The sequence below is a fragment of the Amycolatopsis sp. BJA-103 genome, from assembly GCF_002849735.1.
Classification (GTDB): Bacteria; Actinomycetota; Actinomycetes; order Mycobacteriales; family Pseudonocardiaceae; genus Amycolatopsis.
In genome coordinates, this window is record NZ_CP017780.1 from 8,905,296 (window position 1) to 8,917,488 (window position 12,193).

Genomic DNA, 12,193 nt, shown 5'->3' on the forward strand with positions numbered 1-12,193 from the left:
GCGAGAAGGCAAAGACGGGGACATGACGGCGAGCGCACTCAGCGAAGCTTCCGAAAAAGATGTGCCCGACCCGGCGGAGACGCCGGCCCGTCGTGGCCCGGCCGCCCGGATCGCGCCCTACCTGGCGGTGCTCGCCGGTGTCGCCGCGCTGGCCTGGCACGCGACCCTCTACGGCCACTGGATCGTCGACGACGCGGCCATCACCTTCTCCTATGCGCGCAGCTTCGCCGACGGGATCGGCCCGGTGCTGCAGCCGGGGCAGCCGTCGGTCGAGGGCTGGTCGAACTCGACCTGGCTGGTGCTGCTGGCGTTCGGCAAGCTCGTCGGCATCTTCGACAGCGGCACGCTGTTCGGCCTCCCCGACTACGTCCTGTTCCCGAAGTTGCTGGGGCTCCTGTTCACCGCCGGGACGCTGGCGGCCTGCCACATCGCGGCGAAGCAGATCTTCAAGCGCTTCGCCTGGCTGGCGACCCTGGTCGTCGGGCTGACGCTGGCCGCGATCCCGTCGTTCGTCATCTGGACGATCTCCGGTCTGGAGAACTCCCTGTTCGGGATGGCCGTCGCCTGGCTGGCCGTGCTGCTGTTCGTGGCCGTCCGCAAGGACACCGTGCTCACCGCGAAGGTCGCCATCTGGTCCGGGGTGCTGGTCGCGTTCGCCGCGCTGACCCGCCCCGAAGGCCTGATCTACGGCGGCGCGTACCCGCTCGTCGTCCTGTTCCAGCTGCGGAAGCCGCTGCTGGGGCAGAGCGTCAAGTTCATCGTGGTCTCCGTGGTCGCGTTCGCGATCCCGTTCGGCGCGTACCTCGCCTGGCGGATCGCGGAATTCGGCAGGCTGCTGGCGAACCCGTCCATCGCGAAGGGACAGGGCCTCCCCGGGCTTTCGGCGTTCAAGCAGCCTTTCGAGCTGGTCGGCTACGCCGGTGTCGCCGGGACGATCCTGCTCGCGCTGACCATCGGTTACGCGCTGGTCCGCGCGGAATGGCGGCGCGCGCTGGTCGCGCTCATGACGCCGCTGGTGCTGGGCATCATCGCCTACGGCGTGATGGTCCCGGACTGGATGGGCCAGCACCGCTTCGCAACCCCGATCTGGATCCTCGCCGCGCTGGCGGGAACGCTGGCCGCGGGCGAACTGCTGCGCCGTTCGCGGGCGGTTCTGCGGACCGTCGTGGTGCTCGTGCTGGTCGCGGCCGCGATCCCGTCCGGGATGGGCTTCGCGTCGTCGTCGGAGAAGTTCCAAGAGGTCCCGACGGTGCCCGCGTGCCTCATCGCCGACCGGTTCGGCCGCGGTTTCAACACCATCGCCGACATCCTCGGCCTCCAGCAGGCGTCGCTGCTGCTGCCCGACCTCGGAGGCTCGTCGATGACCAGCCGCCTGCACCTGGTCGATATGGCCGGGCTGGTCGAGGCGGACGTCGCGGACTTCGTCAAGAACGGCGACATGCCGGGGCTGCGCGACTACGTGTTCGACAAGGTCAAGCCGACCTTCATCCACTCGTGGGGCCCGTGGGCCGCGGGCAACGGCATCACCGTCGACTCGCGGATCGACCGCGACTACGAGCCGATCTTCGTGTACCCGGGCGGCGGGCTGCGCAATGGTGACTTCGTGCGCAAGGACGCCGTCTCCAGCCCCGAGAAGCTGAAGGCCGCCCAGGACTACGCCGCGAAGACCCTGCCGGACGTCGAGAAGGCGCGCTTCGGCGGCCCGCTCAAGGACTGCGGCCCCACCATGCACCCGGGCCAGACCGTCTACCTGCCCTGACCCCTCACCGCCCGCGTTTCGTCCTCTAGTTGCGTTGGCGGCTGTCCGTGAAGGCCTCCTTCCCTACGCTCAAGGTAGGTAAGGAGGCCTTCACGACCCTCCGCACGATCACAGCCTGGAGACCCGCGTCGCCCTGACCCGTCCCCTCACCGCCCGCGTTTCGTCCTCTAGTTGCGGTCCTTGCGCGTGCAAGGACCGCAACTAGAGGACTAAACGCGTCAGGGGGCGGAGGTGACCAGGGGTTCGGGGGTGGCGGCGCCTCGCTCGAGGTCCGCCTCCTTGGCCCGGATCACCGGCAGCACGTGCTTCCCGAAGTGCTCGACGTCCTCCAGGTAGTGCAGGAAGCCGAGCAACAGCAGGTTCGCCCCGCGCTTCTTGTACTCGATGGCCCGGTCCGCGATCTGCTCCGGCGTGCCGATCAGCCCGGTGCGGAAGCCGTCGTTGTACTGCACCAGATCCTTGAACTCCGAGTCGGCCCACATCCCCTTCTTGTCCGATGTGGAGCCGCCCGCCTGCTTGACGGCGTTGCGGAATCCCTCGACGGCGTCGGTGTTCGCCTTCTCGACGATCTCCCGCAGCACGGCCTTCGCCTCGCTCTCGGTCTCCCGCGCGATCAGGAAGCCGTTGAGCCCGAAGCGGACGGCGTGGTCGTTCTCGGCCGCGTAACCACGAACCTCCGAGACCTGCTCGCTGAAGCCGTCGAAGTCCTTGCCGTTGCTGAAGTACCAGTCGGAGACCCGGCCCGCGAGCTTCCGCGCCGCGGTGGAGTTGCCGCCCTGGAAGATCTCCGGATGCGGCCGTCCCACCGGCTTGGGCTTGATGTCGAAATCGTGAATCCGGTAGAAATCGCCGTTGAATTCGGCGTGGTCGTTCGTCCAGAGTTCCTTCAGTACGCGAATGAACTCTTCGGATCGCCGGTACCGTTCGTCGTGTTCGAGCCATGCTTCACCCAGATTGGTGAATTCGTCCTTGAACCAGCCGCTGACCACGTTGACCGCCGCGCGTCCGCCGGAGATCACGTCCGCGCTGGCGATGAACTTCGCGAGCACCCCGGGATGCCACAGTCCGGGGTGGATCGCCGCGATCACCTTCAGCCGTTGCGTCGCGAGCAGCAGCGCGAGGCTGAAACCGGTCGATTCGTGCTGGTAGGCGGCACCGTAGCTGGCCGTGTAGCGGACCTGGCTCAGCGCGTATTCGAACCCGCTGTTCTCCGCGAGGACGGCGAGATCCCGGTTGTACTCGTATCCCCAGTCGGTGCGCTGCTCGATGTCACTGGTGACCAGCCCGCCGCTCACATTGGGGACCCAATAGGCGAATTTGAGTGGTTCGGATTCGATTCCCGGCATGTCGCGGAGTGAACCGCCGCCCCCGGAAACCGTCAATCACCGTCCACGCGCTGGGAACGGCCGAGCGCGGTGCTCAATTCGGTCCGCCCGGTGATGCCGAGTTTGCGGTAGGCCCCGGACAAATGCAGTTCGACGGTGCGACGGGTCAGGTGCAGTGCCTCGGCGATCTCCCGGTTGGTGAGACCTTGTGACGCCATCACCGCGACGCGGTACTCCTGTTTGGTGAGGCCGTGCTCGTTGTCCTTCGCCGTCGCCATGCTCGCTCGCGCGTCCCGCAGCGCCTCGGCGGCCCGCCTCGCGAGCGGCCGCGCGCCGCAGTGCCTGCTCGACCGCGCGGCCTCCCGCAACGTGGCGATCGCCTTCTCGCCCTGGCCGTGCCGGGCCTGCAGCGCGCCGAGTTCGGTCAGCGCCTCGGCCAGCGCCAGCTTCGCCGTCGACCCGCCGAGGACGTCGACGGCCTTGGTGAGCAGGCGTTCGGCCTCCTCGTTGTCGTCGCGGGCCAGGCCCGCCGTGGTCAGCGCGCTGCCGAGGATTCTCGGCGCTCCCCAGCGTTCCGCGGCGTCGAGATCCTCTTCGGCGAGCCGGGCCGCCGCGTCGGTGCGCCCGAGCGCCAGCGCGGTGCGAGCGGCGTGCGCCCGCCAGGGGGCGAATCCGGGGAAGCGCATGCCGTGGTGTTCGAGACGGCGCCCGCAGCCGCGCAGGTCTTCGTAGCCGAGTTCCGGCTCACCGGTGGCCGCCCGGAGCCTGCCGCGGGCGTAAAGCAGGTAGTTGTGCGTGAAAAGTGCTTGGGTGGCCCCGAAATCGATCTTGTCCAGCAGTGCGTTCGCGACGTCGAACCGGCCGAGGTCGACCGAGGTCTCGATCAGCCTCGCCACGCACAGCACCGCGATCGGGCACTGGCTGGTGGCGCCGCGTTCGTCGAACTGCCGCACCAGGGATTCGTAGTGGACACTCGCCCGAACCAGGTCGCCGCCACCCTGCAAGGCGATCCCGCGGGCGAGAGTGGCGAGCGCGCCCTTCGGCACGTGGAAATCCCACGGCAGGCGTTTGGTGTCGAGCACCTGGCAGAGCTTGTCGGTGAGCGCGGACTCGTCGGCGAGCACGGCCGTCGCGAGCGTGAAGAAGTACGGCTGCTCGAACAGTTCCGGCTGCTCGCCCGACAACGCCTCGCCGAAATGGCGGACGGCGTTCGCCGAAGAGCTTCCATTCCGGACGGTGTCGAGCGCGAGCAGACCCGAGCGGCTCTGTTGCGCGGCGGGGTCGTTCAGCGGCGCCCACTGCTGCTCGAAATCGCGGAAGTCCGGTGGCGGGCCGAGTCTGCTGCCCGCTTCGGCGAGGTACGTCATGCACAGCAGCGGCCAGACGGCGTCGGGCCCGCCCGCGTCGAGCCTGGCGGCGAACTGGCCGGCGGAATTGATCGCCAAGCGCGCGTCCGGGCCGCAGCACAGCGAAAGGATCATGGCCGTCGCGACGAAGGCCGCGGTTTCGCGGTCGTCGATGTGGTCGACGGCCTCGCGCACCCTGGCGGGCGCCGAATCCGGGTCGCAGTGGAACTCCGCGTGCGCGAGCTGGAGCAGGATCGCCATCCGCTTGCGTTCGCTGAGCCGTTCTTCCAGTGCCCGCACCAGAAAACGGACGGAGAGTTCCGGATCGCCCCGGACCACCGAATGCCGGGCGGCCAGCCGCAGCACGTTCACCGCCCAGGGGATCCTGATCGCGGTCGCCTCCAGCAGGTGCGCGCCGACCCGCTCCGGCGCGGCGCCCGCCTCGTGCAGGAGCCGTGCCGCTCGCGACTGGGTGACCGCCCTGGTGGTGAGCGGCATGTCGGCGAGCACCGAATTGCGGACGAACCGGTAGGTCAGCGACGGCTGATGGCTGTTGGTCAGCAGGTGCACGCGCACCATCGTGTCGATGGCCTCCAGCGCGGTGATCTCGTCGACCCCGGCGAGCTGCGCCAGCAGGTCGAAACTCGCGTCCTCGCCCAGGATCGCGACGGCTTCGAGCATCTTCGGCGCCGCGGTGTACTCGTGCATGCGGACCCGCAGCACCTCGCCGATCATCGCCGACCCCGCGGTGTCCAGGTCCATTCCGGGGACGAGTCGTCGGCGCAGCGCGGCGAGCAGGTACGGGTTGCCGCCGGTGACCTCACGGCATTCTTCGGCGAACCGTCCGAGGGAGACACTGAGGAACTCCGCGACGTGCCGCGTTCCCAGCCCGCGCAGCCGGATCGTCGCCGGGGTGCAGCCGGACATCTCCAGCAGGGCGACCTCGCCGGTCTGCAGATGCCCGATCAGCGAGGTCAGCACGACCAACACCGGCAGGTTCTCCACCCGGTGCCGGATGTAGGCGAGACAGCGCATCGACCACGGGTCGGCGAGATGGATGTTGTCGATGCCGAGGAAGACCGGCCCCTGTTCGGCGGCGTGGCGGACGGTGTGGAAGAAGGCGTCGAGCGCTTCGGTCTGTTCCTGTTCGTTCCGGGGACGGCGGTCCGGCAGGGATTCGGTGGCGTGGGGTGCCCGCGGCCTCGGTGACCCCGGTTCGGCGGGGGCGTGGGTGAGCCCTTCGATCAGCTGACGGCCGACGCCGCCGCTCAGATGCGTCTCCAGCCGGGAGGCGGTGGCGAGCGCGACGGTGAACCCGGCCGCCTTCGCCAGTTCTCCGCTCCGGGTGAGCACCGACGACTTCCCCATGCCGAACTCGCCGACCACCACCGCGCTCGTGGCGCGCCCGGTGAGGGCGGCCCGGAACAGCCCGGTGATCGTGTCGAGTTCGCTTTCGCGACCCAGCAGCCCGGCGGCGCGGCGCTTCGGTACCGAAGGCCCGCCGAAGGGACTCTCGGGATTTACTTCGGTATGCACCGTAGAGACCTTCGTGTCGGCTTGCGGCAGACTACTCGAACGTAAGCGGAATCGGGAGTAATCGCTGGTCGTCGAGGGGAGCAGGGGTCGAGATGTCCGCATCGGACGACATCCGCCGGAACCGGCGGGAAGACCGTGACGACACCAGCGCCGCGACGACGCACGCCAGGAAGACCACGACGAGGTTGGCCTTGATCGTCGACAACCCCCCGCAGCGCCGCGTGGCGCCGGGGGACAGGTAGCGCAGATCGGCCCTCGCCAGCGCGTCTTCCACCGACGTGAATTCCGCGACCTGGCGCCCGCAGCGCCCGCAGCCCTTCAAGTGTTCTTCGAAGGCGTATGCCTCGGCTTGATCGAGCACACCGAGCACATAGGCCGCGACATCGGTGTGTTTCACCTTTCGCATCCTCATCGCGAACCCAGCTCTCCTAACGACCGTCGCAATGTCCTCATAGCCGCGTACAGCCGTGATTTGACCGTTCCCTCCGGGATTCCCAATATCACCGCCGCCTCCCGGACCGTATGTCCGGTCAGATACGTCTCATAGATGACAGCCTGGTATTTGACGTCCAGATATCGTAGCGCTTCGGAAATGACGAGCGCGGACAGCGACTGATCCGTCCGGTCCGCTATTTCGGCGTTTTCAGAACTGTCCAGCTCCACCTCCTGTGGACGGGCACGCCGGTTTCGCCAGCCGTCGATCACGATCCGCTTCGCGACCGTGAGCAGCCAGCCGCGCAGCATTCCCGGCTCCCGGTTCAAGGTTCCCGAATGCTGCCAGGCGCGAATCAGTGTCTCTTGGACGACGTCCTCGGTCCATTGTTGATCATGGCCGGTCAGGTACAGGACCTGATTGAACAGTGTCTCCCGAAAATCCTTGTACAGCACCGAAATCAGCTCGTCGGACGGATCGTCGGACAGGTCGGCGACCCGGCGATCGCGGCCGAACTGACATCCTCTGCCCACTGCTTCCATAAGGTTCGCAACCTCCCCAGCGGTGGAGGATTTCACAGGTTCGTACACCGTAGCGCAGACTATCGCCGTGGGCCATGTGCAGTAGTGCTCTATTTACTATTAGTTGCCCGGTACGTATGGCGGCGATAAACGGTTCTAAATGTGTCGTGTGACGCACATCACACCCGGTGTCCGGACAGAGATCGAACCGGCCGCTCCGGTTCGCCGTACTCCCAGTGAGGTACTTTGTGGACGGGGACGGGTGAAATGATCTATCGACTGCTCGGAGTGGCGATCGGCTGCTTGGTGATATGGGCGGGAACGCCCACGGTCGCCTTCGCGGAAATCGACTCCCATGATCGGGAACTGCTCGTGCGGGTGCGGCAGGCGGGCTTGTGGGAGGGCCCGGTCAGCCGTCAGGCGGAAGAACGCGGGAGCGGGCAGCGGGTGCGGGAGGTCGGCCGCAAACTCGCCGACGACCACGACCGCCTCGACGCGCAGGTCCGCGAACTCGCTTCCAAGGTCCGCGTCGAACTTCCCGGCGAACCCACCGAGGAACAACGGTCCTGGGTGGATGAAATCACCGGCGCCGCCGGTGCCGACTTCGACCGCGCGTACGTCAACCGCGCCCGCGCCGCGCACGGCAGCATCTTCGGTCTCGCCTCCCAAGTCCGGGCCGCCACCCGTGACGACGCGATGCGGTCCTTCGCCCAGACCGCCGTCGACACCGTCATGCGGCACATGACCCTGCTCGAAAGCACCGGCATCGCCGAAACGACCTCGCTGATGGTCGTGCCCACCGCCGGCAACGAACTCGACGGCGGGGACATCGCGCTCGGCGTCCTCATGGTCGGGATCGCCGGAGGGGCGACCTTCGGTCTGGTGCGCGTGCTCGGCTCACCGGGCAGGCGCGCATGACGGCCTCGCTTCTCGCGGTCATCCAGGCTCCGTCGTCGCACGACAGCGGAGTCCGGGACATCGCCACGCTTTCGGCCCGCTTCGCCTACGTGACGATGTGCCTCACGCTGGCGTGGGGCGTACTGAGCGCCACCGGCTGGATCAGGCGCGTCACCGGACACGAGGCGTTGCGCGGCGGCCACGTCGTGCTCGCGGCGTTCACCCTCGCCACCGGCGTCGTCCACGGTCTGTCCTATCTCTTTCTCGACGACGAGTCGTTCGGCTTCGTCACGCTGCTGATCCCGTTCGCGGGCGGCGGGTTCGCGCGGCACGCGGCGGGCGTCGTCGGGCTCGAGCTGTTCATCGCCGTCTCGGTCACCGCCGCGTTGAGTCGTGGAGTGATCGGCCGCAACCGGCAGCGGTTCCATCAGGTCAGCTACTTCTCGGTCGGCCTGCTGGCGATCCACTCCTGGCTCGGCGCGTCCGCGAACGGGAATCTCGCGACGGTCTGGCTCGGCGGGATCACCGTGCTCACCCCGGCCGTCCTGCTCACCGTGCTCCGGGTGCTCCCGCCGCGGGCACTGGTCCGCCTCGGCCTGCTCGACGGCGAGACCGGCCGGGTCGCGTCGGTCCGGATCTCCGTCGACGACAAGAAGTGCCACAGCTACGCCATTTGCCAGGCCGAAGCGCCGCAGGTCTTCCAGTTACAGGGTGACGGCCAGCTGCGCTATCTCCGAAAACCCGGCGCCAAACAGGTGCCGCTGGTCCAGGCGGCGGCCAGAGCTTGTCCGATGCGAGCCATCCAACTGCAAGGGGCGGGACAATGAGCGAACGGATCGTCGTGGTCGGCGGCGGGCTGGCCGGGCTGCGCTGCGCGGAACGGCTGCGGGAACTGCGGTTCGACGGCGAACTGGTGATCGTCGGCAACGAGCCGGACCTGCCGTATCACCGGCCGGCGCTGTCCAAGCAACTGCTGACCGGCACCACGGATCCGGCGGAGATGATGCTCGCCCGGCTCGACGAGATCGACGCCGAATGGCGGTTCAACACCCCGGCCATGCATCTGCAGCCGGGCCGCCAGGTGGTCCACCTGCCCGGGGCGGAGGAGCTGCCCTACGACGGGCTCGTCATCGCCAGCGGCGTCGAACCGCGGCGGCTTTCCGGTGTCCCGCACGGACATCCGCGCGTGGTCGTCGTCCGGACGCTGGCCGACGCCGCCGAGCTGCGTGACAACCTCGCCGCCGACCACGGTCCGGTCGCGGTGCTGGGCAGCGGTTTCATCGGCTGCGAGGTCGCCGCGAGCCTGCGCGAGGTCGGGCGGGAGGTCACCATCATCGGCCGGTCGGCGACCCTGCTCGGCGAGGTCGTCGGCAAGCACATCGGGCAGAAGCTTTCGGCCCTGCACCGGGCACGCGGCGTGCGGCTCGCGCTGGGGGCGTCGATCGAGGACTGGCAGACCACGGCGAACGGCCTGCGGCTCCGGTCTTCCGACGGCTGGATCCTGGACGTCTCCTGCGTCGTCGTCGCGGTCGGGACCGTGCCGTCGATCTCGTGGCTGCGGGGGTCCAAACTGCCGCTCGACGACGGCGTCGTCTGCGCGCCGACCTGTCACGTGCTCGGGATGAACAACATCGTCGCCGCCGGCGATGTCGCGCAGTGGCCGAATCCGCGGTTCGACGAGGCCCCGAGACGGGTCGAGCACTGGCTCAACGCCGTCGAGATGGGCCGGGCCGCCGCGGAAAGCCTCCTGGCCGGGCCGCAAGCGTCGCAGCCGTTCGCGCCGGTGCCGCGGTTCTGGTCGGAACAGCACGGCGTGCGCATCCAGGCGGGCGGCATCCCGAAACTCGGCACCGACACCGTCGCGCTCGCCTCGCCCGTCGGCGGCGAGAAACCCGTCACCGGCTTCGTCCGCAAGGGCCGCCTCGTCGGTGTCGTCGGCCTCGACAGCCCGTCCGCCGTCCTCCACTGGACCAACGAGATCGCGGAACAGAACCCCGTCAGCCCGCAGGGAGAAACGGAGACGCCTGATGCGCCGATCGCGGTTGACCATGCTCGTCGTCATCGCGGCGCTCGTCGTGGGCGCCGCGATGTGGTGGCAGGCGGCTGATCCCGACGACCAGGTGGCGCTGACGGCGAGGGCCCCGGTCACCGAAACCCTCCCCAGCCCGCGCGTCCCGCCGTCCGGTACCTCGCGTCCCAGCACCCCCGAGGAGCCTCCGTCCGGCACGCAGCTCACCGCCGTCTACATGACGAAGATGGGGCAGGCCGTCCTCGACCAGACCGGAGCCGTCCTCTTCCGGTACGAACGCGACAACCCGCACAAGGCCCGCTCGGCGTGCCTCGGGGACTGCGCCGCGGTGTGGATCCCCATCACGACCACCGGCACGCCGGTGGTGACCGGCATCGATCCGGCGATCGTCGACACCATCAAGCGCCCCGAAGGCGCCAAACAGGTCACGCTCGCCGGGTGGCCGCTCTACAAGTTCGCCAACACCCGGCCCGGCGAATGGACCGGGCAGGGCACCGACCACCTCTGGTTCGTGGTCAAACCCGACGGGCAGCGCAACCTGAACTGTCTGCCCGCGCCCGTGCAGTAGGATTCGCCGACGGACGAGTCGGCAGGGCGGCCGCGAGCCGGGAGACCGGTTCGAGGAAAGTCCGGACTCCACAGGGCAGGGTGGTTGTTAACGGCAACCCGGGGCGACCCGCGGGACAGTGCCACAGAGAACAGACCGCCTCCGTTCGCGGAGGTAAGGGTGAAACGGTGGTGTAAGAGACCACCAGCGTCCTGGGTGACCAGGACGGCTAGGTAAACCCCACCCGGAGCAAGGCCAAGAGGGAGCCGCGAGGCTCCTGCGCAGACGATCGAGGGCTGCCCGCCCGAGTCTGCGGGTAGGCCGCTCGAGCCCGCCGGCGACGGCGGGCCTAGATGGATGGCCGCCACTCGCGGAGCCGCAAGGCGAAGCGAGGACAGGATCCGGCTTACACGCCGGCTCGTCCGCTCCTTCTCTCTTCACGCGCGTGCGCGTGCGGTGTGTGTCATGACGAAGTAGGAAGTCCGTGAAGGCCTCCTTACCTACCTTGAGCGTAGGGAAGGGGGCCTTCACGGACTTCCGGCGGCGGCGACCCACCACCCACCGCCCCCACCTGCGGAAGCGACAGCAAAGGTCCCTTGCTCCCCACCTCGGCCCCTTCGGACGCTGCGCCCCCTGTCTACTTGCCGGTAGGGTGCCCCCATGGGCGAAGCGAGTCGGGTCACGGGACGGTTCCGCGGGACGTTCGATGTACTGCATTCCCTTACCTACTTCGCACCCGAGACGGAAGCCGCGCTCACCGGCGCCGGGCTCCGTCCGGGGCGCATGACCTACTTCGCTGGCCGCGCGGCACCCATGGGCGCGGTGAGCCCGGGCGTGGTCGCGGCGACCTTCTACAACTTCAATCCCGAGCTGGTCGCCCGCTACATCCCGCGCGCCTGGACGCTGGCCACCCCCGAGCGGATCATCGAGGCCCGGTTCGAAGCCGTCGACGCGACGCTGACCCGGCTGCTCGGCAAGGACACGCTCGGCTCCGAAGCGGTCGCCGAGGCCGCCGAGCTCGCCCGCGAGGCGACCGGGGGCTGCCAGGTCGACGGCCGTCCGCTCTACGCCGGGCACGCCGACCTCGATTGGCCGAGCGAACCGCACCTCGCCCTCTGGCACGCCATCACCCTGTTGCGTGAGCACCGCGGCGACGGCCACATCGCCGCGCTCCTCCTCAACGGTCTCGACGGGCTCGACGCCCTCCTCACGCACACCGCCACCGGCAAGGGCTTCCTGGCCGCCGCGGCCAAGGCCTCCCGGGGCTGGAGCGACGAGCAGTGGGACGGCGCGGCCGCCAAGCTCCGCGAGCGGGGCATCCTCGACGACGAGGGCGGCCTGACAGAGGCCGGGAACGATCTTCGCGAGCGGGTCGAGGCCGCCACCAACGCGGCGTCGACAGGGCCTTGGGAGCACCTCGGCGAGGAAAAGACCCAGCGGCTGCACGAGCTGTGCGGGCCGTTGAGCCGCCAGGCCGTCGAAGCCGGCGCTTTTCCCGCGAATGTGTTCTCGGCGGGCCGATAATCACGCTATGTAGTGAAAATGCCTGTTAAGTTTTCGCTATGGGTAACGGAAGTATGACTTTCGCTTGATCGGCATCGATGATTTTTGTCGAATGCTTGCTCACCCAGCGGACTCGCGAGAAGCCACCGAACGAGTCATGTCACACTGGTCGCGGCCGGATTCTCGTCGGTCGGCCCGTACTCACAGTGAGCATCTTCCTCGCAACCGGGGGATTTCGTCGGCGCACTGCGAAATACGGGTGGCCGGGGTTAATCCTGACGACCCTTGCAACGATGA

At 68.5% G+C, this 12,193-nt stretch carries 10 protein-coding genes and 1 other RNA gene; 7 read left to right on the plus strand and 4 right to left on the minus strand.

The window, feature by feature from the left end:
- Positions 1 to 22: 22 nt before the first annotated feature.
- Complete coding sequence (locus BKN51_RS40440; protein ID WP_101612574.1) at positions 23 to 1,759, plus strand: hypothetical protein; 1,737 nt, start codon at positions 23 to 25, stop codon at positions 1,757 to 1,759.
- A gap of 218 nt (positions 1,760 to 1,977) precedes the next feature.
- Here the strand turns inward: BKN51_RS40440 and sfnG are convergent, their stop codons facing one another.
- Genes sfnG through BKN51_RS40460 form a run of 4 tightly spaced genes read right to left on the minus strand, consistent with a single transcriptional unit; the run spans position 1,978 to position 6,941 of the window.
- Positions 1,978 to 3,105: a dimethylsulfone monooxygenase SfnG gene (gene sfnG / locus BKN51_RS40445; RefSeq protein WP_101613758.1), complete on the minus strand. Its 1,128-nt coding sequence runs from the start codon at positions 3,103 to 3,105 to the stop codon at positions 1,978 to 1,980.
- 32 nt (positions 3,106 to 3,137) lie between these two features.
- The gene (locus tag BKN51_RS40450; RefSeq protein ID WP_101612575.1) at positions 3,138 to 5,966 is read right to left on the minus strand and encodes an AAA family ATPase; all 2,829 of its coding nucleotides are present in this window, start codon (positions 5,964 to 5,966) and stop codon (positions 3,138 to 3,140) included.
- Between the two features lie 31 nt (positions 5,967 to 5,997).
- Complete coding sequence (locus BKN51_RS40455) at positions 5,998 to 6,372, minus strand: zf-HC2 domain-containing protein (protein ID WP_233223119.1); 375 nt, start codon at positions 6,370 to 6,372, stop codon at positions 5,998 to 6,000.
- 2 nt (positions 6,373 to 6,374) lie between these two features.
- Entirely contained in the window at positions 6,375 to 6,941 is a 567-nt protein-coding gene (locus BKN51_RS40460) for a sigma-70 family RNA polymerase sigma factor (protein ID WP_101612577.1), read from the minus strand.
- Between the two features lie 246 nt (positions 6,942 to 7,187).
- Here BKN51_RS40460 and BKN51_RS40465 point away from each other — a divergent pair, with 246 nt between their 5' ends.
- The 6 genes from BKN51_RS40465 (at position 7,188) to BKN51_RS40490 (ending at position 11,917) form a co-directional block, all read left to right on the plus strand.
- Positions 7,188 to 7,838 carry a DUF4142 domain-containing protein gene (locus BKN51_RS40465; protein WP_101612578.1) on the plus strand — a complete coding sequence of 217 codons (651 nt, stop codon included), beginning with the start codon at positions 7,188 to 7,190 and terminating at the stop codon, positions 7,836 to 7,838.
- Complete coding sequence (locus BKN51_RS40470) at positions 7,835 to 8,644, plus strand: ferredoxin (protein WP_101612579.1); 810 nt, start codon at positions 7,835 to 7,837, stop codon at positions 8,642 to 8,644. Before BKN51_RS40465 ends, BKN51_RS40470 begins: the two co-directional genes overlap by 4 nt.
- On the plus strand, positions 8,641 to 9,924 hold the full coding sequence (locus BKN51_RS40475) for an NAD(P)/FAD-dependent oxidoreductase (RefSeq protein WP_101612580.1): 1,284 nt from the start codon (positions 8,641 to 8,643) through the stop codon (positions 9,922 to 9,924). The genes BKN51_RS40470 and BKN51_RS40475 overlap by 4 nt, the downstream gene beginning before the upstream one ends.
- On the plus strand, positions 9,845 to 10,414 hold the full coding sequence (locus BKN51_RS40480) for a COG4315 family predicted lipoprotein (RefSeq protein ID WP_233223105.1): 570 nt from the start codon (positions 9,845 to 9,847) through the stop codon (positions 10,412 to 10,414). Before BKN51_RS40475 ends, BKN51_RS40480 begins: the two co-directional genes overlap by 80 nt.
- Positions 10,415 to 10,428: 14 nt before the next feature.
- Positions 10,429 to 10,818, plus strand: an RNA gene (rnpB, locus tag BKN51_RS40485) — RNase P RNA component class A.
- Positions 10,819 to 11,053: 235 nt separating this feature from the next.
- Positions 11,054 to 11,917 carry an SCO6745 family protein gene (locus BKN51_RS40490; RefSeq protein WP_101612582.1) on the plus strand — a complete coding sequence of 288 codons (864 nt, stop codon included), beginning with the start codon at positions 11,054 to 11,056 and terminating at the stop codon, positions 11,915 to 11,917.
- Positions 11,918 to 12,193: the final 276 nt, after the last annotated feature.

Excerpts from the sequence above, each read along its gene's own strand:
- BKN51_RS40440 (WP_101612574.1), top strand. The coding sequence starts at position 23 with ATGACGGCGAGCGCACTCAGCGAAGCTTCCGAAAAAGATGTGCCCGAC.
- sfnG (WP_101613758.1), bottom strand. The coding sequence starts at position 3,105 with ATGCCGGGAATCGAATCCGAACCACTCAAATTCGCCTATTGGGTCCCC.
- BKN51_RS40455 (WP_233223119.1), bottom strand. The coding sequence starts at position 6,372 with ATGCGAAAGGTGAAACACACCGATGTCGCGGCCTATGTGCTCGGTGTG.
- BKN51_RS40460 (WP_101612577.1), bottom strand. The coding sequence starts at position 6,941 with ATGGAAGCAGTGGGCAGAGGATGTCAGTTCGGCCGCGATCGCCGGGTC.
- BKN51_RS40465 (WP_101612578.1), top strand. The coding sequence starts at position 7,188 with ATGATCTATCGACTGCTCGGAGTGGCGATCGGCTGCTTGGTGATATGG.
- BKN51_RS40470 (WP_101612579.1), top strand. The coding sequence starts at position 7,835 with ATGACGGCCTCGCTTCTCGCGGTCATCCAGGCTCCGTCGTCGCACGAC.
- BKN51_RS40475 (WP_101612580.1), top strand. The coding sequence starts at position 8,641 with ATGAGCGAACGGATCGTCGTGGTCGGCGGCGGGCTGGCCGGGCTGCGC.
- BKN51_RS40480 (WP_233223105.1), top strand. The coding sequence starts at position 9,845 with ATGCGCCGATCGCGGTTGACCATGCTCGTCGTCATCGCGGCGCTCGTC.
- BKN51_RS40490 (WP_101612582.1), top strand. The coding sequence starts at position 11,054 with ATGGGCGAAGCGAGTCGGGTCACGGGACGGTTCCGCGGGACGTTCGAT.